The 20,135-nt window shown below is 72.1% G+C and carries 19 protein-coding genes and 2 pseudogenes; 15 read left to right on the forward strand and 6 right to left on the reverse strand.

Features of this window, described 5'->3' with window-relative positions:
• Window positions 1–19: 19 nt before the first annotated feature.
• The 8 genes and pseudogenes from ACJ512_RS02940 (at window position 20) to ACJ512_RS02975 (ending at window position 8,621) form a co-directional block, all read left to right on the forward strand.
• Window positions 20–1,177 carry an XdhC family protein gene (locus ACJ512_RS02940; RefSeq protein WP_407686892.1) on the forward strand — a complete coding sequence of 386 codons (1,158 nt, stop codon included), beginning with the start codon at window positions 20–22 and terminating at the stop codon, window positions 1,175–1,177.
• 32 nt (window positions 1,178–1,209) lie between these two features.
• The gene (locus tag ACJ512_RS02945; RefSeq protein WP_407686891.1) at window positions 1,210–2,091 is read left to right on the forward strand and encodes an FAD binding domain-containing protein; all 882 of its coding nucleotides are present in this window, start codon (window positions 1,210–1,212) and stop codon (window positions 2,089–2,091) included.
• Window positions 2,092–2,093: 2 nt separating this feature from the next.
• Window positions 2,094–2,573, forward strand: coding sequence for a (2Fe-2S)-binding protein (locus tag ACJ512_RS02950; RefSeq protein WP_407686890.1), 480 nt, complete (start codon window positions 2,094–2,096; stop codon window positions 2,571–2,573).
• On the forward strand, window positions 2,570–4,969 hold the full coding sequence (locus ACJ512_RS02955) for an aerobic carbon-monoxide dehydrogenase large subunit (RefSeq protein ID WP_407686889.1): 2,400 nt from the start codon (window positions 2,570–2,572) through the stop codon (window positions 4,967–4,969). The genes ACJ512_RS02950 and ACJ512_RS02955 overlap by 4 nt, the downstream gene beginning before the upstream one ends.
• Window positions 4,970–4,971: 2 nt before the next feature.
• Window positions 4,972–5,697: pseudogene (locus tag ACJ512_RS02960) on the forward strand (XdhC family protein); the annotation flags it as partial.
• Between the two features lie 164 nt (window positions 5,698–5,861).
• Window positions 5,862–6,746 (forward strand): AAA family ATPase, encoded by an 885-nt coding sequence (locus ACJ512_RS02965; protein WP_407686888.1) that lies wholly within the window; start codon window positions 5,862–5,864, stop codon window positions 6,744–6,746.
• 13 nt (window positions 6,747–6,759) lie between these two features.
• Complete coding sequence (locus ACJ512_RS02970) at window positions 6,760–7,401, forward strand: SRPBCC family protein (RefSeq protein ID WP_407686887.1); 642 nt, start codon at window positions 6,760–6,762, stop codon at window positions 7,399–7,401.
• 8 nt (window positions 7,402–7,409) lie between these two features.
• Complete coding sequence (locus tag ACJ512_RS02975) at window positions 7,410–8,621, forward strand: vWA domain-containing protein (RefSeq protein WP_407686920.1); 1,212 nt, start codon at window positions 7,410–7,412, stop codon at window positions 8,619–8,621.
• Here ACJ512_RS02975 and eutC read toward each other — a convergent pair.
• Together eutC and ACJ512_RS02985 are read right to left on the reverse strand one after the other, a co-directional pair.
• Window positions 8,605–9,321: pseudogene (eutC, locus tag ACJ512_RS02980) on the reverse strand (ethanolamine ammonia-lyase subunit EutC); the annotation flags it as partial. The gene ACJ512_RS02975 and the pseudogene eutC overlap by 17 nt on opposite strands.
• Window positions 9,321–10,727, reverse strand: a complete 1,407-nt coding sequence (locus tag ACJ512_RS02985; RefSeq protein WP_407686886.1) for an ethanolamine ammonia-lyase subunit EutB — start codon at window positions 10,725–10,727, stop codon at window positions 9,321–9,323. The gene ACJ512_RS02985 and the pseudogene eutC, both read right to left, overlap by 1 nt.
• Before the next feature lie 48 nt (window positions 10,728–10,775).
• Between ACJ512_RS02985 and ACJ512_RS02990 the strand changes: the two genes are divergently transcribed.
• Window positions 10,776–11,894, forward strand: coding sequence for a glycoside hydrolase family 76 protein (locus ACJ512_RS02990; RefSeq protein ID WP_407686885.1), 1,119 nt, complete (start codon window positions 10,776–10,778; stop codon window positions 11,892–11,894).
• Here ACJ512_RS02990 and ACJ512_RS02995 read toward each other — a convergent pair.
• Window positions 11,875–12,561, reverse strand: coding sequence for a DedA family protein (locus ACJ512_RS02995; protein ID WP_407686884.1), 687 nt, complete (start codon window positions 12,559–12,561; stop codon window positions 11,875–11,877). The genes ACJ512_RS02990 and ACJ512_RS02995 overlap by 20 nt on opposite strands.
• A gap of 66 nt (window positions 12,562–12,627) precedes the next feature.
• Window positions 12,628–13,425, reverse strand: a complete 798-nt coding sequence (locus ACJ512_RS03000; protein ID WP_407686883.1) for an Rv0361 family membrane protein — start codon at window positions 13,423–13,425, stop codon at window positions 12,628–12,630.
• Between the two features lie 116 nt (window positions 13,426–13,541).
• Here ACJ512_RS03000 and ACJ512_RS03005 point away from each other — a divergent pair, with 116 nt between their 5' ends.
• Window positions 13,542–13,955 (forward strand): DUF3151 domain-containing protein, encoded by a 414-nt coding sequence (locus tag ACJ512_RS03005; protein ID WP_407686882.1) that lies wholly within the window; start codon window positions 13,542–13,544, stop codon window positions 13,953–13,955.
• Between the two features lie 9 nt (window positions 13,956–13,964).
• On the opposite strand, the gene ACJ512_RS03010 is transcribed toward ACJ512_RS03005, so the two are convergent.
• Entirely contained in the window at window positions 13,965–14,747 is a 783-nt protein-coding gene (locus tag ACJ512_RS03010; protein ID WP_407686881.1) for a site-2 protease family protein, read from the reverse strand.
• A gap of 9 nt (window positions 14,748–14,756) precedes the next feature.
• Window positions 14,757–15,413: a peptidase M50 gene (locus tag ACJ512_RS03015; RefSeq protein WP_461479964.1), complete on the reverse strand. Its 657-nt coding sequence runs from the start codon at window positions 15,411–15,413 to the stop codon at window positions 14,757–14,759.
• Window positions 15,414–15,509: 96 nt separating this feature from the next.
• Between ACJ512_RS03015 and ACJ512_RS03020 the strand changes: the two genes are divergently transcribed.
• The 5 genes from ACJ512_RS03020 to ACJ512_RS03040 all read left to right on the forward strand — a co-directional run bounded on the left by ACJ512_RS03020 (window position 15,510) and on the right by ACJ512_RS03040 (window position 20,134).
• Window positions 15,510–16,232 carry a class I SAM-dependent methyltransferase gene (locus tag ACJ512_RS03020; RefSeq protein WP_407688689.1) on the forward strand — a complete coding sequence of 241 codons (723 nt, stop codon included), beginning with the start codon at window positions 15,510–15,512 and terminating at the stop codon, window positions 16,230–16,232.
• A gap of 230 nt (window positions 16,233–16,462) precedes the next feature.
• Window positions 16,463–17,761, forward strand: a complete 1,299-nt coding sequence (locus tag ACJ512_RS03025; protein ID WP_369740925.1) for an adenylosuccinate synthase — start codon at window positions 16,463–16,465, stop codon at window positions 17,759–17,761.
• On the forward strand, window positions 17,758–18,402 hold the full coding sequence (locus ACJ512_RS03030) for a PaaI family thioesterase (protein WP_407688690.1): 645 nt from the start codon (window positions 17,758–17,760) through the stop codon (window positions 18,400–18,402). The genes ACJ512_RS03025 and ACJ512_RS03030 overlap by 4 nt, the downstream gene beginning before the upstream one ends.
• 44 nt (window positions 18,403–18,446) lie before the next feature.
• Window positions 18,447–19,742 carry a formate-dependent phosphoribosylglycinamide formyltransferase gene (gene purT / locus ACJ512_RS03035; RefSeq protein ID WP_407688691.1) on the forward strand — a complete coding sequence of 432 codons (1,296 nt, stop codon included), beginning with the start codon at window positions 18,447–18,449 and terminating at the stop codon, window positions 19,740–19,742.
• Window positions 19,739–20,134, forward strand: coding sequence for a rhodanese-like domain-containing protein (locus ACJ512_RS03040; RefSeq protein WP_407688692.1), 396 nt, complete (start codon window positions 19,739–19,741; stop codon window positions 20,132–20,134). Before purT ends, ACJ512_RS03040 begins: the two co-directional genes overlap by 4 nt.
• Window position 20,135 lies beyond the last annotated feature (1 nt).

Raw genomic sequence — 20,135 nt, forward strand, 5'->3', positions numbered from 1 at the left:
TGAGCCTACGTTGGAACCCGTGCGGGAAGTGCTTGCTCAGCTGATGCCGATCTGGCGTGCCGGCGCGACCGCGGGGCTGGGCACCGTCGTGCGCACGCTGCGGTCGGCGCCGCGGCAGCCGGGCGCGTCGATGCTGGTGGCCCCCGACGGCTCGGCGACCGGATCGGTGTCGGGCGGCTGCGTGGAGGGCGCGGTCTACGAGCTGGCCACCGAGGTCGCGCACACCGGGACGCCGCGACTGGAACGCTACGGGGTCAGCGACGACGACGCGTTCGAGATCGGCCTGACCTGCGGCGGCATCATCGACGTCTTCATCGAGTCGGTCTCGCGGGCAACGTTTCCCGAGTTGGGGTCGATCGCCGACGACGTCGCGGCGGGTCGTCCCGTGGCGGTCGCGACCGTCATCGCCCACCCCGACGCGGCGTGGGTGGGCCGCCGGCTCATCGTCAGGCCCGACGCTCTGTCGGGGTCGTTGGGCTCGCCGCGCGCGGACGCCGCGGTCACCGACGACGCCCGCGGCCTGCTGGCGCTGGGCCGCAGCGAGGTCCTCGCGTACGGGCCCGACGGCCAGCGCCTCGGCGACGGCATGGAGGTCTTCGTCTCCAGCAACGCCCCGCCGCCCCGGATGCTGGTCTTCGGGGCGATCGACTTCGCCGCCGCCCTGGCCCGGCAGGGGTCGTTCCTGGGCTACCGGGTCACGGTGTGCGACGCGCGCGCTGTGTTCGCCACCCGCGCGCGCTTCCCGTCGGCCGACGAGGTCGTCGTCGACTGGCCGCACCGATATCTGGCCGCGCAGGCGGCGGCGGGCGCCGCCGACCGGGACACGGTGGTCTGCGTGCTCACCCACGACCCGAAGTTCGACGTCCCGCTGCTCGAGGTGGCGCTGCGCCTGGACGTCGGCTATGTCGGCGCGATGGGATCGCGCCGCACCCACGACGACCGGATCGACCGGCTGCGGGCGGTCGGGCTCACCGACACCGAGCTGAGCCGGCTGGCCAGCCCCATCGGGCTGGACCTCGGCGCGCGCACCCCGGAGGAGACCGCCGTCTCGATCGCCGCCGACATCATCGCCCGACGCTGGGGCGGCGGGGGCCTGCCGCTGGGTCTCACCACGGGGCGAATCCACCACGACGCGCGGCTCGAGGGCCAGTTCAGGGATTCCTTAACTCGCTATTGACGCCCCCACGGGGCGGGCTGACACTGTGGCGCATGCAAGTACCCGGCCCCTTCGAATACGAACGCGCGACGAGTGTGGACCACGCCATCGGACTGCTGGATCGGCTGGGGGAGGGCGCGCGGGTGGTCGCCGGCGGGCACAGCCTGCTGCCGATGATGAAGCTGCGGATCGCCAACCCCGAATACCTGATCGACATCAACGACCTGGCCCTCGAGCTCGGCTACGTGATCACCGACCCGACGCTGGTCCGCATCGGCGCCATGACCCGGCACCGCGAGCTGCTCGAGTCCGACACCCTGGCCGCGGTGTGCCCGATCTTCCGCGACGCCGAACGGGTGATCGCCGACCCGGTGGTCCGCAACCGCGGCACCCTGGGCGGCTCGCTGTGCCAGGCCGATCCGGCCGAGGACCTCTCGACGGTGTGCCTGGTGCTGGACGCGGTGTGCCTGGCCCGGGGACCGTCGGGCGAACGCGAGATCCCGATCGACGAATTCCTGGCCGGCCCGTACGAGACCACGCTGGCCCACAACGAGATCCTCGTCGAGGTGCGAATCCCGCTGCGGCACAAGAGTTCCAGCGCATACGCGAAAGTGGAACGGCGGGTGGGGGATTGGGCCGTCGCCGCGGCGGGGGCCGCCGTCAGCCTCGGCGGCCCGGCGCTGGCCTCCGTCCGCGTCGGGCTGACCGCGGTCAACCCCGACCACGATGCGCTGGAAGCACTCGCGGCGTCGCTGGCCGGCTGGCCGGCCACCGAGGAGACCTTCGCCGAGGCGGGCCGGCTCGCCGCGCAGGCCTGCGAACCGGTGACCGACATCCGCGGCACCGCCGAGTACAAGCGGCACCTGGCCTCCGAGCTGACCATCCGCACGTTGCGCTTCGCGGCGCAGCGGGCCGGCGCACAAGGGAGTGACTGACCATGCAGGTGAACATGACCGTCAACGGCGAGCAGGTGAGCGCCGACGTCGAACCCCGCATGCTGCTCGTGCATTTCCTGCGGGACCACCTGCGGCTCACCGGCACCCACTGGGGTTGCGACACCAGCAACTGCGGCACGTGCGTGGTCGACGTCGACGGCGTGCCGGTGAAGTCGTGCACGATGCTGGCGGTGATGGCCTCGGGGCACGCCGTGCGCACCGTGGAGGGTCTGGCGGTGGACGGCCGGCTCGACCCGGTGCAGGAGGGGTTCATGCGCTGCCACGGGTTGCAGTGCGGTTTCTGCACCCCCGGGATGATGATCACCGCCCGCGCCCTGCTGGACCGCGACCCCGACCCCGACGAGGACACCATCCGCGAGGCGATCTCCGGCCAGATCTGCCGGTGCACCGGCTACACGACGATCGTGCGCTCCATCCAGTGGGCCGCCAAGCACGCCGACGCGGTGGAGGCCACCTCATGACGACGATCGAATCGCGGCCCCCCTCACCCGAAGACACCGCGGACAACGACCAGAAGCCGTGCGGCTACGGGCGGATGCTGCGCAAGGAGGACCCGCGCTTCATCCGCGGCCGCGGCACCTACGTCGACGACGTCGCGCTGCCGGGCATGCTGCACCTGGCGATCCTGCGCTCGCCCTACGCGCACGCCCGCATCGCCGGCATCGACGTGTCCGCGGCCCTGGCCCACCCGAAGGTCAAGGCGGTCGTCACGGGTGCGGACCTCGCCGAGAAGGGCCTGGCGTGGATGCCGACGCTGTCGAACGACGTGCAGGCCGTGCTGGCCACCGACAAGGTGCGCTTCCAGGGCCAGGAGGTGGCGTTCGTCGTCGCCGAGGACCGGTACTCGGCCCGCGACGCGCTGGAGCTGATCGACGTCGACTACGACCCGCTGGACCCCGTCATCGACGTGCGCAAGGCGCTCGAGGAGTCCGCGCCGGTGATCCGCACCGACCTCGAGGGCAAGAAGGACAACCACATCTTCGACTGGGAGACCGGCGACGCCGCGGCCACCGAGGCGGCGTTCGCGCGCGCCGACGTCGTCGTCACGCAGGAGATGGTCTATCCCCGGGTGCATCCCGCCCCGATGGAAACCTGCGGCGCGGTGGCCGATCTGGACCCGGTCAGCGGCAAGCTGACGCTGTGGACCACCTCGCAGGCGCCGCACGCGCACCGCACCCTCTACGCGTTGGTCGCCGGCCTGCCCGAACACAAGATCCGGGTGATCTCGCCCGACGTCGGCGGCGGATTCGGCAACAAGGTGCCGATCTATCCCGGCTACGTGTGCGCCATCGTGGCCTCGCTGGTGCTGGGCAAGCCGGTCAAGTGGATGGAGGACCGCAGCGAGAACCTGACGTCGACCAGTTTCGCGCGCGACTACATCATGGTCGGCGAGATCGCGGCCACCAAGGACGGCAAGATCCTCGCGGTGCGCTCGAACGTGCTGGCCGACCACGGCGCGTTCAACGGCCAGGCCGCGCCGACGAAGTACCCGGCCGGGTTCTACGGGGTCTTCACCGGCAGCTACGACCTGGAAGCGGCGTACTCGCGCGTGACCGGGGTGTACACCAACAAGGCGCCCGGCGGGGTGGCCTACGCGTGCTCCTTCCGGATCACCGAGGCGGTGTACCTGGTGGAGCGGCTGGTGGACTGCCTGGCCTACGAGATGAAGCTGGACCCCACCGAGCTGCGGCTGCGAAACCTGTTGCGCCCCGACCAGTTTCCCTACACCACCAAGACCGGCTGGGTGTACGACTCCGGCGACTACGAGACCACCCTGCGCAAGGCCATGGACATGATCGGCTACGACGCGCTGCGCGCCGAGCAGCAGGAGCGCCGCGCCCGCGGCGAGCTGATGGGCATCGGGATGTCGTTCTTCACCGAGGCGGTCGGCGCCGGCCCGCGCAAGGACATGGACATCCTGGGCCTGGGCATGGCCGACGGCTGCGAGCTGCGCGTGCACCCGACGGGCAAGGCCGTGGTGCGCCTGTCGGTCCAGACCCAGGGCCAGGGTCACGAGACGACGTTCGCCCAGATCGTCGCGGAGGAGCTGGGTATTCCGCCCGACGACATCGACGTCGTGCACGGCGACACCGACCAGACCCCGTTCGGCCTGGGCACCTACGGCAGCCGCTCGACGCCGGTCTCGGGTGCGGCCGCGGCGATGGTGGCCCGCAAGATCCGCGACAAGGCCAAGATCATCGCCTCGGGCATGCTCGAGGTGTCGGTCGCCGACCTGGAGTGGGAGAAGGGCTCGTTCCACGTCAAGGGCGACCCGTCGGCGTCGGTGACCATCGCCGACATCGCCATGCGCGCGCACGGGGCCGGCGACCTGCCCGAGGGCCTCGAGGGCGGGCTGGACGCCGAAGTGTGTTACAACCCTTCGAATCTCACCTACCCCTATGGCGCGTACTTCTGCGTGGTGGACATCGACCCGGGCACCGCGGTGGTCAAGGTGCGGCGCTTCCTGGCGGTCGACGACTGCGGGACCCGCATCAACCCGATGATCATCGAGGGGCAGGTGCACGGCGGCGTCGTCGACGGCATCGGGATGGCGCTGATGGAGTGGATCGCCTTCGACGACGACGGCAACTGCCTGGGCGGCTCGCTGATGGACTACCTGATCCCGACCGCGATGGAAGTGCCGCACCTGGAGACCGGGCACACCGTGACGCCGTCGCCGCATCACCCGATCGGCGCCAAGGGGATCGGCGAGTCGGCCACCGTCGGCTCCCCGCCCGCGGTGGTCAACGCGGTGGTGGATGCGCTGGCGCCGTTCGGCGTTCGCCACGCCGACATGCCGTTGACGCCGTCGCGGGTGTGGGAGGCCATGCAGGGCAGAGCGAGGCCGCCGATCTGACCATGATCATCAGCGAACGAGCCCAGCAGCTGCTGGCGGCACGGACACCGTTCGTGCACGCGACGGTGGTGCGGGCCCAGCCGCCCACCTCGGTCTACCCGGGCGACGAGGCGATCCTGCTCGCGGACGGCACGATCGAGGGCTTCGTCGGGGGCCAGTGCGCGCAGAACTCGGTCCGCAAGGCGGCGCTGGGCGCGCTGCAGACGAACGAAAGCGTGCTGCTGCGGGTGCTGCCCGACGGCGACGTGCACTTCCCCGAGGCGCCCGGCGCCTGCGTCGTGGTCAACCCGTGCCTGTCCGGCGGTTCGCTGGAGATCTTCCTGACGCCGCAGCTGCCGCCCCCGTTGATCCGGGTCCACGGCGCCACGCCGATCGCCGACGCGCTGGTGCGGGTGTGCACGGTGCTGGGGTACGACGCGCGCGCCGACGCCGACGCCGACCCGGCCGACGTCACGGCCTTGCCGACCGCCGTCGTGATCGCCAGCCACGGCGGTCCCGAGGCCGAGATCATCCGCGCCGCACTGGATCACGGCATCGGGTACATCGGGCTGGTGGCCAGCCGGGTGCGCGGCGCCTCGATCCTGAACTCGCTCGACCTCTGCGAGGACGAGCGGGCCCGCGTGCACACCCCGGTGGGTCTGCCGATCGGCGCCAAGACGCCCGCGGAGATCGCGGTCTCCATCGCGGCCGAGCTCGTCGCCGCCGTCCGCGGCGCCGGCGGCCCGGGCCTGCTGCCCGCGGCGGTGCGCACGGTGCCGGAGGCGATCGACCCGGTCTGCGGCATGACGGTGCCGGCCGGGCCCGCCGCCGAGCACCTGCAGGTGGCCGGGGTGGACTACTGGTTCTGCGGCCCGGGATGCCGCGCGGCGTTCGCCGCGGGCCGCGCCGGCGCATGAGCGCGATCTTCGAGAGTCCGGCCGACGTCATCGACCGGTTCGACGCGCGGGACTACCTGCTCGACACCGGGACCGCGTCGGCGATCTATCTGGCGGTCACGCTGGGCCGGCCGCTGCTGCTCGAGGGCGAGCCCGGTGTCGGCAAGACCACCGCCGCGAAAACCCTTGCCGCGGTGCTGGAGACCCCCCTGGTCCGGCTGCAGTGCTACGAGGGCCTGACGGCGAACGAGGCCCTCTACGACTGGAACTACCGGCGGCAGCTGCTGTCCATCCGGCTGGCCGAGGCGAGCGGCACGGCGATCGGCGAACAGGATCTCTACACCGAGACCTACCTGGTGGACCGGCCCATCCTGCGCTGCGTGCGGCACCGGGGCCCGCGCCCGCCCGTACTGCTGATCGACGAGATCGACCGCGCCGACGACGAATTCGAGGCGCTGCTGCTGGAGTTCCTCGGCGAGTCTGCGGTGACGGTCCCCGAGCTGGGCACCTTCGTCGCCGAGCGCCCGCCGATCGCGGTGCTCACCTCCAACCGCAGCCGCGATCTGCACGACGCGCTGCGCCGCCGCTGCCTCTACCACTGGATCGACTACCCGGAACCGGCCCGCGCCGCCGCCGTCGTCCGGCGCACGGTACCCGGGGCCACCGCCGCACTGATCGACCGCGCCGCCCAGTTCGTCGGCGCGGCAAGGGAACTCGACCTGGACAAGCCGCCCGGCGTGGCCGAGACCATCGACTGGGTGGCCGCGCTGGTCTCGCTGAAAGTCGCGGACCTGGTCGACCCGGCCGCGCTGATGACCCTGGGGGCGCTGGCCAAGACGCCGGACGACCGTACGCTGATCCGCGACGCGTACGTAACCTTCACCGAGTGCAGCCTTACCTGAGAGGACCCGCAGCATGAAGATCGCCAACCAGTTCACCGTCAGTGCGCCCATCGACAAGGCGTGGGACGTGCTGTGCGACCTGGAGCAGGTGATCCCGCTGATGCCGGGGGCCGCGCTGACCGGCCACGAGGGCGAGGACTACTCCGGCAAGGTCAAGATCAAGGTCGGCCCCGTCACCAGCGAATTCAACGGCAAGGTGCACTTCGTGGAGCAGGACCGCGGCCAGTACCGCGCGGTCATCGACGCCAAGGGCAAGGAGATGCGCGGCACCGGCAACGCGGCCGCCACGGTGACCGCGCAGCTGCACGAGGAGGGCGACCGCACCAGCGTCACCGTGGACACCGACCTGAAGATCGTCGGCAAGCTGGCGCAGTTCGGCAGTGGGATGCTGCAACAGGTGTCGGAGAAGTTGCTGGGCCAGTTCGTGGAGTCGCTGGAGGCCAAGCTGGCCGCCGAGAACGCGCCGGCGATGCCGCCGAGCAACGGTTCGGCCGCGCCGGTCCCGGGGCCCCGCCACGCCGGGCCCGCTCCCGAGCCCGAACCCATCGACCTGCTCGAGCTGGCCGGCGGCGACCAGCTCAAGAAGTACGGTGCGCTGGCCCTGGGGATGCTGGCCGTGCTGGTGCTGATCTGGGTCATGCGCCGGAGGCGTTGACGTCCCCCATGGGTGGTCCGGCGCTGTTGCGGGGCGTCGACCTGGCGGCCTTCGCGGCCGCCCTGGTGGCGCGGCTGCGCGGTGCCGGGGTGCACGTGTCGGCCGACGGGCCGGCGAGTTTCGTGCAGGCGCTGCGGCTGCTGGGGACCCGCACCGGGTCTGCGCTGTATTGGGCGGCCCGGCTCACGCTGGTCAACCGGGCCGACGACCTGGGCGCCTTCGACGCGGTGTTCGCGGCGGTGTTCGGCGCCGGCGAAACCGGGCGATCCACGAGTTGGGTTGCCGCGCAACAACTCGCGAAGCGCGCATCCGGCCCGGTACGGGGCGCCGAAACCCAGTCCGGTGTGGCCGCGGGCCTACCCTGGGCGACGCGGGCCGCCGCCGGGCGCGACGATGACGACCCGGGCGCCGCGCGGGTCGCGGTCCCCGACGTGCTGCCCAGCCGCATCGCCGCACGCGCCGACGAACCGTTCGACCGCTTCGACGCGCGCGACCTGCGGTTGCTGGGGGACTGGATCGAGGAGACCGTCGTGCGCTGGCCGCGGCGGCGCAGCATGAGGTTCGAGCCCAGCGCCGCCGGCAAGCGCATCGATTTGCGCGCCACGATGAACGCGTCCCGCAAGACCGGCTTCGAGGCGCTCACCCTGGCGCGCACCCGGCCGCGGCGCAGGCCCCGCCGGGTCGTCCTGGTCTGCGACGTGAGCCGCTCCATGCGGCCCTACGCGGCGATGTATCTGCACCTGATGCGGGCCCTGACGAAGGGGCGTGGCGTGCGCCGGGCCGGGATCCGCCCGGAGGTGTTCGCGTTCTCGACGTCGCTGACCCGGCTCACCGCGGTGCTGTCGCACCGCTCGGCCGAGGTGGCGCTGCAGCGCGCCGAAGCGACGGTCACCGACCGCTACGGCGGCACCTCCGTCGGCCGCAGCCTGGCCACCCTGCTGGCGCCCGGCCTTCCGGGGCACGGCAACGCGCTGCGCGGGGCGGTGGTGATCGTCGCCTCCGACGGCTGGGACGGCGATCCCCCCGACGTGCTGGCGCGCGCCATGGCCCGGCTGCGCCGCCGCGCCGCCGTGGTGGCCTGGGTCAATCCGCGTGCGGCCCAAGCTGGTTTCGAGCCGCTGACCGGTTCGATGGCGGCGGCGCTGCCGTACTGCGACCTGTTTCTGCCGGCGCACTCACTGACCGGGCTGCGCCAGTTGCTGCTCGCGTTGTGTCTTTGAGCGCGACGCCCGAGCGGCCGAGTTCGCGGGCCCCGGCGACGAGCGCGGCGGTGATCGCCGCGGCCGTCGCATAGTCGAGGCCGTCGGGCGGGTGGATGTTGGAGATGCAGTTGCGGTCCGCGTCGGTGCGCCCGGGCGCCGGATGCTGCGTCAGGTAGATGCCCAGGCTGTCGGCGACCGAGAGCCCCGGACGCTCGCCGATGAGCACGAGAACCGTTGCGACGCCGAGTGCCTGGCCGATGTGGTCCCCGAGCGCGACGCGCGCCTGGGTCGCGACGACCGGCGGGGCGATGCGGTAGCGATCGCCGAATTCGCGCAGCAGCGCCGCGAGGGTGCCCGCGGCGTGGTCGGTCAGGGCGCGCGGGGAGAGCCCGTCGGCGAGCACGAAACCGATGTCCGCCCCGGTCTTCGGCAGACCCGTCAGGTCGGCCGGGCTGCGGCCCAGGTCGGGCCGGCGCAGGTACTCCCCGCGCGAGGCCGCCCTGCTGCCCACCCGCAGCGGCTCGGCGACGCCGACACCCCGGAGCCGCGCGACGAGCTCGTCGACGTCGAGCGGGTCGTGCACGGCGTCGCGCGCCGCGGCGTGCGCGGCCCGGAACTCTAGCACGCGCCGGGTGGGCAGCGAGTTGCCCGCCCGCCCGAGCCCGATGCGCGCCTGCGTGGTGGCCCGCAGCGGCGCCCACACGTCGGGAGCGTCCATCAGCCCGCCGCCAGTTCCCGCAGCGGCGACGCCGCGAGGTCGACGGGCAGGATCCGGCCCTGCGCGTCGGCCATGCCCAGGCCGGCCAGCCAGGCCTCGAACTCGGGCGCGGGGCGCAACCCCAGCGCCTGCCGCACGTACAGCGCGTCGTGGAACGACAGGCTCTGGTAGCCGAGCATGATGTCGTCGGCGCCGGGAACGGCGATGACGAACGCGGTGCCCGCCACGCCCAGCAGGGTCAGCAGCGTGTCCATGTCGTCCTGGTCGGCCTCGGCGTGGTTGGTGTAGCAGACGTCGACGCCCATCGGCAGGCCGAGCAACTTCCCGCAGAAGTTGTCCTCGAGGCCGGCGCGGATGATCTGCTTGCCGTCGTAGAGGTACTCCGGCCCGATGAACCCGACCACGCTGTCGACCAGCAGCGGCCGCAGCGCCCGGGCCACCGCGTAGGACCGCGCCTCCAGCGTCTGCTGGTCGACCGGCTTGCCGCCGACCCCGAAATGGGCCCCGGCCGACAGGGCCGAACCCTGCCCCGTCTCCAGGTACATGACGTTGTCGCCGACCGTGCCGCGGTGCAGCGAGCGGGCCGCCTCGTCGGCCTCGGTCAGCATCGCGAGGGAGGTCCCGAACGCCGAGTTGGCCCCCTCGGTGCCCGCGATCGACTGGAAGACGAGGTCGACCGGCGCGCCGCGGTCGATGAGTTCCATGGTGGTCGTCACGTGGCACAGCACGCACGACTGCATGGGAATGGCGAACCGCCGGCGGATGTCGTCGAGCAGGTGCAGCAGGTCCGACGCGGCGGCCGGCGAGTCGGTCGCGGGGTTGACGCCGATCACCGCGTCACCGCAGCCCAGCAGCAGGCCGTCGAGCAGCGCGGCGGCGATCCCGCGGGGGTCGTCGGTGGGGTGGTTGGGTTGCAGCCGGGTGGCCAGCCTGCCCGGCAGTCCGATGGTGGTCCGGAAGGCCGCGGTCGCGGTCGCGGCGGCGGCCACCAGGATCAGGTCCTGGTTGCGCATGATCTTCGACACCGCGGCAACCATTTCCGGGGTGAGCCCGGGGGCGAGGGCCGCAAGCCGCACCGCCGCATCGGTGCGGGAGGCGTTGTCCAGCAGCCAATCCCGGAAACCGCCGACGGTCAGGTGGGCGACCGGGGCGAAGGCCTCGCGGTCGTGGCCGTCGATGATGAGCCGGGTCACTTCGTCGGTTTCGTACGGCACGACCACGTCGGACAAAAACGACGCCAGCGGGATGTCGGCGAGCACCCACGCGGCCGCGGCGCGTTCGGCGTCGGAGCCGGCGGCGCACCCGGCGAGCTGGTCGCCGGAACGCGGGGGCGTCGCCTTGGCCAGCACGTCGACCAGCCCGTCGAAGGTGTAGCTGGTCCCCGAGACGGTTTGCCGGTAGCTCACCTGGAGAACAGTAGGTCACGCCCGGGCGATGAGGCAGGATCGACGGTTATGGATCAGCTATGGGCCAACCGGGCGGCCAGCTGCGAAGCCGCTGTGGTGCAACGACACCTGAAGCGGCTGTGGGCGCTGCCGGGCACCCAGCTGGGGGTGGTGGCGTGGCCGCCGACGCGGCGCGACCGGCTGTTCGGCAGCTGGCACTACTGGTGGCAGGCGCATCTGCTGGAATGCCTCCTCGACGCGCAGCTGCGCGACCCGCAGCCGCACCGGCGCACCAGGATCAACCGGCAGGTCCGAAGTCACCGGCTGCGCAACAACTTCTCGTGGACCAACAGCTACTACGACGACATGGCGTGGCTGGCGCTGGCCCTGGAACGCGCCGCCCGGATCGCCGGCGTGCAGCGCCGGCGCGCGCTGCCCAAGCTCGCCGACCAGTTCGTCAAGGCCTGGGTGCCCGAGGACGGCGGCGGCATCCCGTGGCGCAAGCAGGACCAGTTCTTCAACGCCCCGGCCAACGGCCCGGCCGCGATCTTCCTCGCCCGCTACTCGGACCGGCTGCGGCGGGCCCAGCAGATGGCCGACTGGATCGAGGAAACCCTGATCGACCCCGAGACCCACCTGGTGTTCGACGGCATCAAGGGCGGCTCGCTGGTCCGCGCGCAGTACACCTACTGCCAGGGCGTGGTGCTCGGGCTGGAAACCGAACTCGCCGCGCGCACCCACGACGACCGGCACGCGCCGCGGGTGCATCGCCTGGTCGCCGCGGTCGGGGAGCAGATGGCGCCGTCGGGGGTGCTGCGGGGCTCCGGCGGCGGGGACGGCGGCCTGTTCGCCGGCATCACCGCCCGCTACCTCGCGCTGGTGGCCACCGCGCTGCCGGGCGAGGGGGCCGCCGACGCCGCGGCCCGCGACACCGCCCGCACGATCGTGCTGGCCAGCGCGAAGTCGGCGTGGGACTACCGGCAGACGGTGGAGGGGCTGCCGCTGTTCGGCCCGTCCTGGGACCGCGACGCCGAGATCCCCACCGCGGGGCCGGGGGCCGGGGCGCAGGCGCGGTTCGTCGACGGCGCCGTGAGCGGGTCGGGGGTCGCCGAACGGGACCTGTCGGTGCAGCTGTCGGGATGGCTGCTGATGGAGGCCGCCTGCAGCGTCACCGGTCGGGGATCGTGATCTGCTTGCGCTCCTCGGGCGCGCCGCGCTGCCGTCCCCGGTACCCGCGCCAGGCGGCGATGAACGCCGGCAGCAGCGAGACGACCAGGATGCCCAGGATGATCTTCTCGAGGTTCTGGTGCACGAACGGCGCGCTGCCCAGGAAGTAGCCCGCCAGCGTCACCCCACCACCCCAGGCGATGCCGCCGACGATGTCGAACGCCAGGTACACCGGGTAGCGCATGTAGGACACCCCGGCGATCACCGGGACGAACGTCCGCACGAACGGCGCGAACCGGGCCAGGATGACCGCCCACGGGCCGTACTTCTCGAAGAACGCGTGCGACTCGGTCACGTAGTGCCTCTTGAAGAACCGGGAGTCTTCCTTCTTGAACAGCGCCGGACCGATGCGGCGCCCGATGAAGTACCCGGTCTGGTCGCCGAGCACGGCGACGAGGGCGACGCACGGCGCCAGCACCCAGATGTCCGTCGGCGGGTGGGGGTGCGCGCACAGCAGCCCGCCGGTGAACAGCAGCGACTCGCCGGGCAGCAGCGGGAACAGCAGACCGGTCTCGATGAAGACGATGACCAGGATCCCGGGCAGTACGGCCGAGCCGAAAACGCCCCCGGCGCCCAGCCAGTACATCGGGTCGAGGATGTCGGGCAGGGCCGTCACCGCTGTGCTCACGATTTCTCAACATACCGGCGCCGTCCCGCGGGGGCCGTGAAGTCGGGGAAGTGCCGGGTCACCGGGCTAGCCGCCGGCGGACTGGCAGACCTTCCACTGGTCGTCGCGGTACTGCAGGTCCAGGCTGCGCGTCGAGCGGAGCTGGGGGTCGTAGGCCATGAACGTGGTGACGTTGGCCTCGGCGTGCGGGCCGTTGACGACGACCTGGTCGATGCTGGCGATGACGGGATATTGCCGGGCGGCCGAGACGCGGCGGTAGGTCTCCGCCCACTCGTGCTCGTCGAAGTCGACGTAGCCGTCGCGCGTGCTCCCGCACGTGAGCGTCCGCAGCGTCGTCAGATCGCCCCTTTGCACCGCGGCGTCGAAAGTCTGGATGGTGTGCCGGACCCGGTCCTCCTGCGAGACCTTGGAGTGTTTGCCGCGGGTCAGCAGCACGGTGCCCAGGATCGCGATCGCCGCCAGTGCCAGCACCAGCACCACCAGCGCCAGCACCCAACCCCAGTTGACGTTCGGCGACGTCCGCAGCTTTGCCCCGAGTCGCGGTGGAATCCATTGTGGCACAGCGGCTTTCGGTGGCTGTCCCGCTTGCCCCACCGGGTTCCCGGGCGGCGAGGCGAAGACCTCCGTGGCGGGTTCGGGGGTGGTGGGCATGACGGTGGTCTCTTTGGCGTCGAATCCGGGCGCGGTGTAGCGGCGTTCGCGCTGCTGGTTGTCGGGATCGGCCTCGGGGGCCTCGCCCCGCTCGGACTTGTTCATCACGACGGTCTCGGTCTCGGGATCGTCGGGCACCACCGGGTAGCTCTCGGTTGCTTCGTCGCCGGGTTCCACCGGGTGCTCGCGGTCGGGCTCGGGCGGTTTGACCATGAGCGCTGCTGTCCTCCTACGAGTGGATAGTTGGGAGCTTAGCGACCCGCCACCCGGTTGGGGTCGCGGCCGAGGCGCGCCGTGACGCGCAGGCGGGAAACGGCACAATGGGGTCCATGACGTCGATGGGTGATCTCCTGGGGCCTGATCCGATCCTGCTGCCGGGGGACATTGAAGCCGAAGCCGAACTGCTCGCCGAGGAGAACCCGAGCATCGTCGCCGCCGCCCATCCGACGGCGTCGGTGGCCTGGGCGACGCTCGCCGAGGAGGCGCTGGCCGAGGACAAGGCCGTCACGGCGTACGCCTACGCCCGCACCGGCTACCACCGGGGCCTCGACGCGCTGCGCCGCAACGGCTGGAAGGGTTTCGGCCCGGTCCCGTACTCCCACGAGCCCAATCGCGGCTTCCTGCGGTGCGTGGCGGCGCTGGCGCGCGCCGCCGACGCCATCGGCGAGACCGACGAGTACGCCCGCTGCGTGGACCTGCTCGACGACTGCGATCCCGCGGCCCGCCAGGCGCTCGGGCTTTAGCCGGGGGCGTCAGAACCAGGCGCTCCAGAACCGGGTCAGCGAGTTGCCCCACCCCACCAGCACGTGCGGCACCCCGGAGAAGTCGAACAGCACGTACACGATGCCGAAGAGCCAGCGATTCAGTGCCGGCGCCAGGATCAGGAACAGCAGGACGAAGACGCCCCACTGCTTGGCCGGCGCCACCGCGCGCTGCGTCTCCGGGCTCAGGTGCGGCTCCAGGGCGTCGTAGCCGTCCAGGCCCGGGATCGGCAGCAGGTTCAGCACCATCCCGGTGACCTGCAGGAACCCGAGGAACGCCACCCCGGCCCACAGCACCGCGTGGGCCGGGTCGAAGAAGAACCGGGTCAGGGTCAGCAGCAGCACCGCGAGCAGCAGGTTGGCCGCCGGGCCCGCCAGGCTGACCAGGGTGCGCCGGGCGGGCGTCATGAACCACGTCTGCAGATACACCGCGGCGCCGGGCAGGCCGATCCCGCCCAGCGCGACGAACACCATCGGCAGGAGCAGCGAGAGGGCGGGATGGCTGTAGCGCCGCGGATCCAGGGTCAGATAGCCGCGCACGGCGGCGTCGTGGTCACCGAACCGCCAGGCGGTCAGCGCGTGCCCGAACTCGTGCAGGCACAACGACACCAGCCACCCCGCGACGACGAAGACGAACACCCCGGCGTAGGACAGCGGCCGGACGCTGGACCCGGCCAGCCAGGCCAGCACGCCGCCGGCCGCCGTGGTCGCCAGCAGGGCCAGGAAGATGGGGCTGGGGCGCACCGACTCGTGCTGCCGCGCGGGAAAGCTCACCGGTCGAAACTATCGGACGGCGAGCCAACCCTCGATGTGGCGGTACAACGTCGAGCGGCGCGCCGCGCGCGGCGCCGCGACGCCGTCGCGCACCACGGTGACGCCGGTGCAGCCCAGCTGGGCCGCGCGGCCGGGCACCCACCTGCGGCCTTGTACCCGGGCGCGCAAGCCGGGCAGCGTCCGCGTCGGCTCGATGCGCACCGCGGCGACATCGCCGTCGAACAGCGTGGTGTCGTCGACGACCGCCTCCCCGTGCAGCGGGTGCCCGTCGTCGGCCGGCAGCCAGCGGGCCCGGCCCGCGATCGCGCACCCGGTGTCGTCGCGGATCAGCGGCACCCGGTGGGCCGCTCCGCGCCGGGCGCGCCGCGCGGCCCGGCGCCCGGCGGGCAGCCGGTAGGCGCGGGTCGCCGCGGTGCGGCGGCGCGGCACGTAGGCCACCTCGACGTCGAGCCGGTCCGCGCGCAGCAGCCGCGTCAGCACCGCGGCCAGGTCGGCGTCGTCGCCCAGTACCACCAGCCGGCGGTAGGGCCCGACGGCGGCGTCCAGAGCGTTCGAGTCGGCCCGGCTTCCGGGCCGGAGCACGGCCAGGCCGCGCAGCGGCGCCGGGAGCCGGCGGTCGCCGAAAGCCAGCACCGCCGACGTGGGGGTCTCGCTGTTCCCGCTCACCGGCTCCGCCATGACTTTCCCGGCCGCACGACCGGAAGCTACCAGCCGGCGTGGTACATTCCCGCATCGTTTCTGGTAGGTGTGCGGAGGCTCGCGATGGTCAAACGGCGATGGAACGAGTCGGACGAAGCCAAGAGCACTTACGTCGAGGAGTTGTTCTCGGCGCTGGCCAGGCGCTACGACGTGATGACCGACGCGTGGACGCTCGGGCTGCACCGCCTGTGGAAGCGGCAGGCCATGAAGCTCTGCGCCGTCCGGCCCGGCGAACGCGTGCTGGACGTCGCGACCGGGACGGGTGATCTGGCGTTCGCCGAGGCGGCGGCCGTGGGGCCGGAAGGCCAGGTCGTGGGCGTCGACTCCTGCGCGGCGATGCTCGACGTCGCCCGGGGCCGGCGGCGCGGGGCCGTCGACTTCCGGGAGGGCGACGCCATGGACCTGCGGTTCCCGGATGCGTCTTTCGACGTGGTCACCATCGGCTTCGGGCTGCGCAACGTCGCCGACCGCGACCGGGCGCTGCGCGAGTTCCGGCGCGTGCTGCGGCCGGGCGGCCGGTTGCTGGTGCTCGATTTCAGCACGCCGACCTCGAAGAGTCTGAAAGCCCTGCACGACGCGCTCTACTTCGGCGTGATGCCGGCGGTGGGCTGGGTCTTCGCCTGGCATCGCGACGCCCATCACTACACCTCCGACTCGATCCGCACCTGGATGTCGCGGGAGGAAATCCGCGAGGTGATGCTGCGCGCGGGTTTCGCCGACGCCCGCTACATCTCGCTGAGCACCGGGTTCGCAACGGTCCACCTCGGTTCGCGCGAGGCCGGTTGACGGTAACCGCGCCGCAGCCGGTTCCCCTCGCAAAAGCGCCGACGCTTTAGGATCACCACCGTGAGTGCAGTAAGCATCGCGAAGGGTTGCCGGGCGGCAAACCGGAGGCGCTGCGGCGCGGCAACTGCACGGACAGCGGCGCCGAAACGAAAACCGTTGCGGCGCTTGCAGGTAGACTGCCTTTCCCGGCAGTGCCACAATCAGCAGGCGAGACCAGGTGGGAGCATGTCATGCCGGCAATCGTCCTCATCGGCGCCCAGTGGGGCGACGAGGGCAAAGGGAAGGCCACTGACCTGCTCGGTGGACGGGTGCAGTGGGTGGTGCGCTACCAGGGCGGCAACAACGCCGGTCACACGGTCGTGTTGCCCAGCGGGGAGAATTTCGCCCTGCACCTGATCCCGTCGGGGGTGCTGACGCCCGGCGTCACCAACGTCATCGGCAACGGCGTGGTCGTGGATCCCGGCGTCCTGCTCGACGAGCTGGCCGGCCTGCAGGACCGCGGCGTCGACACCTCCGGGCTGCTGATCTCGGCCGACGCGCACCTGCTGTTGCCCTACCACGTCGCCATCGACAAGGTGACCGAGCGCTACATGGGCAGCAAGAAGATCGGCACCACCGGCCGCGGCATCGGACCGTGCTACCAGGACAAGATCGCCCGCATGGGCATCCGGGTCGCCGACGTGCTCGACCCGGAGATGCTGACCCACAAGGTCGAGGCCGCGCTGGAGCTCAAGAACCAGATCCTGGTCAAGATCTACAACCGCAAGGCGCTGGACCCGCATCAGGTGGTCGACGCCCTGCTCGAGCAGGCCGAGGGCTTCCGGCACCGCATCGCCGACACCCGGTTGCTGCTCAACAACGCGCTGGAGGCCGGGGAGACCGTGCTGCTGGAGGGCTCGCAGGGCACCCTGCTCGACGTCGACCACGGCACCTATCCCTATGTGACGTCGTCGAATCCGACCGCCGGCGGCGCGGCCGTCGGTTCGGGCATCGGACCGACCCGGATCGGCACCGTGCTCGGGATCCTGAAGGCCTACACCACCCGCGTGGGTTCGGGCCCGTTCCCCACCGAGTTGTTCGACGAGAACGGCGAATACCTGACCAAGACCGGCGGCGAGTTCGGGGTCACCACGGGGCGGCGCCGCCGCTGCGGCTGGTTCGACGCCGTCATCGCCCGTTACGCCACCCGCGTCAACGGCATCACGGACTACTTCCTGACCAAGCTCGACGTGCTGTCCAGCCTGGACACGGTGCCGGTGTGCGTCGGCTACCGGCTCGACGGCAAGCGCACCCACGACATGCCGATGACGCAGCGCGATCTGGCCCGCGCCGAACCGATCTACGAGGAGCTGCCCGGCTGGTGGGAGGACATCTCGGGGGCGCGCGAGTTCGACGACTTGCCCGCCAAGGCGCGTGACTACGTCTTGAGGCTGGAAGAGCTTGCCGGGGCGCAGGTTTCATGCATCGGTGTCGGCCCGGGCCGGGAGCAGACGATTGTGCGCCGCGACGTCCTGGCGGCCCGCGCGTGACGGACACCGCACCGGATCCCAAAGCCCTCGATCCCGAATACGAGCACCACGGCGGCTTTCCGGAGTACGGCCCGGCCAGCCCCGGCCCCGGGTTCGGCCGCTTCGTGGCGGACATGCGCCGGCTGCAGGACCTCGCCGTGTCCGCGGATCCCGGCGACGAGGTCTGGGACGAGGCGGCCGGCCGCGTCGCGGCGCTGGTGGAGCTGCTGGCTCCGTTCGAGGCCGCCGAAGGCAAGGCACCGGCGGGGCGCACACCGGACCTGCCGGGCATGGGAAGCCTGCTGCTGCCGCCGTGGACGCTGGCGCGTTACGGCCCCGAGGGCGTCGAAATGACCGGCTATTTCAGCAGGTTTCACGTCGGGGGCAACCACGCGGTGCACGGCGGCGTGCTGCCGCTGCTGTTCGACAACCTGTTCGGCATGGTCTCGCACGCCGCGGGCCGGCCGATCAGCCGCACCGCCTTCCTGCACGTCGACTACCGCAAGGTCACCCCGATCGACGTCCAGCTGGCCGTGCGCGGCCGCGTCACCGGCACCGAGGGCCGCAAGGCTTTCGTGTCCGCGGAACTGGTCGACGGCCAGGACGCGGTGCTGGCGGAGGCGAACGGCCTGATGGTGAGGTTGCTGCCCGGCCAGCCCTGAGTCGGGTCCGCCGCGCCCGCCCGCCGCGCACCTATCCTTGAGCGGTGACCGACGGCGTGACTGACGAAGGACAGCAAGAACCCGACGACCCGGACGGCCGGACCACCGCGATCGAGCTGACCCCCCCGGTCGGCGGGACGGATCCCGGCGCGCAGGCGCGCGGAACCGCCGAACCCGACAGGGCCCACGTGCTGCTGCTGGGTTCCGGTGAGCTCGTCCAGGAGCTGACGCTCGCGTTGCGGCGCCTCGGCGCGGAGGTGAGCGTCGTCGACGCGGACGCCGACGGGCCCGCGCACGCGTTCGCCGACCGGTCGCTGGCCGTCGCGCTGGACGACGCCGACGCGCTGTCGGAGGCCGTCGGACGGTTGCGGCCGGACTTCGTGGCGACCGCGACCGGGTCCGTCGCCGGCCTGGCCCTCGAGTCCCTGCAGGGCACCGAGCTGGTGCCGGGCGCCCGCGCCGTGCGCCTCGCCGGTGACCCCGAGCGGCTGCGCCGGCTCGCCGCCGACGAACTGGGCCTGCCCACCGCGCCGTTCTGGTTCGTCGGGTCGGTCGGCGAACTCGAGGCGGTGGCCGCCCACGCCGGGTTGCCGTTGCTGGTGAAGCCGGTGGCCGGAGCGCCCGGGCGCGGACAGTCCGTCGTCACCAAGCGCCACGACCTCGAGACCGTATGGCAGGGCATTGTAGGAAAGCCAGTGGACAAGCCGGCGGGGGAGGGACAGTACCGCGTGCTGGCCGAAACGCTGGTCGACGTCGACTCTTTCGTCACCCTGCTCGCGGTGAGCAGCCAGGGGCCGCGCGGCCTGCAGATCGAGTTCTGCTCGCCGATCGGGCACAGCCGCGCCGAGGCCGACGTGCTGGAGTGCTGGCAGCCGCAGCAGATGAGCCCGGCCGCGCTGGACGCCGCCCGCTCGATCGCCGCGCGGATCGTCAAGGCGTTGGGGGGCCGCGGGGTGTTCGGCGTCGAACTGATGATCCACGGCGACGAGGTGTACTTCGCCGACGTCACCACGTGCCCGCGGGAGAGCGCCTGGGTGACCCTGCGCAGTCAGCGGCTCTCGGCGTTCGAACTGCAGGCGCGCGCGATCCTGGGCCTGCCGGTGGACACGATGATGACGTCGCCGGGTGCCGCGCGGGCGGTGAGCCCGGGCGCCGGGCTGCCCGGTGCGGGCGCGCTGGCGCGCGCGCTCGGCGTGCCCGAGAGCGACGCACGCCTGTTCGGGCCGGGACCGCGGGGCGGGTCGTGGGTGGCGCTGGCCACGGCACCGGACGTCGCGGCCGCCCGCGAGCGCGCCCGAGAGGTCGCCGGCCGGGCGCATATGCCAGACTCGGGACGATGAGCTACGCGGGGGACATCACGCCGCAGCAGGCGTGGCAGATGCTAAGCGACAACCCGGATGCGGTGCTGGTCGACGTGCGCACCGACGCCGAATGGCGCGTCGTCGGGGTGCCCGACCTGTGCAGCCTGGGCCGCGAGGTGATCTACCTCGAATGGCATTCGTCCGACGGACGGCTCAACGACAACTTCGTCGCCGAGTTGCGGGAGCGGATACCGTCGGCCGCGCGCGAGCGTCCCGTGGTGTTCCTGTGCCGTTCCGGCGGCCGCTCCGTCGCCGCCGCCACGGTCGCCACCGAGGCGGGCATCGCCCCGGCCTACAACGTGCTGAACGGCTTCGAGGGAAACGCCGACGCGGGCTGGCGGGCAACGGGGTTGCCCTGCAAGCGGTTCTGAG

This window comes from Mycobacterium cajalii, assembly GCF_045809005.2.
Taxonomy (GTDB): Bacteria; Actinomycetota; Actinomycetes; order Mycobacteriales; family Mycobacteriaceae; genus Mycobacterium.

Bases quoted from the DNA above. Each gene is read 5' to 3' on its own strand.
- ACJ512_RS02945 (WP_407686891.1), top strand. From the start codon at position 1,210: ATGCAAGTACCCGGCCCCTTCGAATACGAACGCGCGACGAGTGTGGAC.
- ACJ512_RS02950 (WP_407686890.1), top strand. From the start codon at position 2,094: ATGCAGGTGAACATGACCGTCAACGGCGAGCAGGTGAGCGCCGACGTC.
- ACJ512_RS02955 (WP_407686889.1), top strand. From the start codon at position 2,570: ATGACGACGATCGAATCGCGGCCCCCCTCACCCGAAGACACCGCGGAC.
- ACJ512_RS02965 (WP_407686888.1), top strand. From the start codon at position 5,862: ATGAGCGCGATCTTCGAGAGTCCGGCCGACGTCATCGACCGGTTCGAC.
- ACJ512_RS02970 (WP_407686887.1), top strand. From the start codon at position 6,760: ATGAAGATCGCCAACCAGTTCACCGTCAGTGCGCCCATCGACAAGGCG.
- ACJ512_RS02975 (WP_407686920.1), top strand. From the start codon at position 7,410: ATGGGTGGTCCGGCGCTGTTGCGGGGCGTCGACCTGGCGGCCTTCGCG.
- ACJ512_RS02990 (WP_407686885.1), top strand. From the start codon at position 10,776: ATGGATCAGCTATGGGCCAACCGGGCGGCCAGCTGCGAAGCCGCTGTG.
- ACJ512_RS03000 (WP_407686883.1), bottom strand. From the start codon at position 13,425: ATGGTCAAACCGCCCGAGCCCGACCGCGAGCACCCGGTGGAACCCGGC.
- ACJ512_RS03005 (WP_407686882.1), top strand. From the start codon at position 13,542: ATGACGTCGATGGGTGATCTCCTGGGGCCTGATCCGATCCTGCTGCCG.
- ACJ512_RS03020 (WP_407688689.1), top strand. From the start codon at position 15,510: ATGGTCAAACGGCGATGGAACGAGTCGGACGAAGCCAAGAGCACTTAC.
- ACJ512_RS03025 (WP_369740925.1), top strand. From the start codon at position 16,463: ATGCCGGCAATCGTCCTCATCGGCGCCCAGTGGGGCGACGAGGGCAAA.
- ACJ512_RS03040 (WP_407688692.1), top strand. From the start codon at position 19,739: ATGAGCTACGCGGGGGACATCACGCCGCAGCAGGCGTGGCAGATGCTA.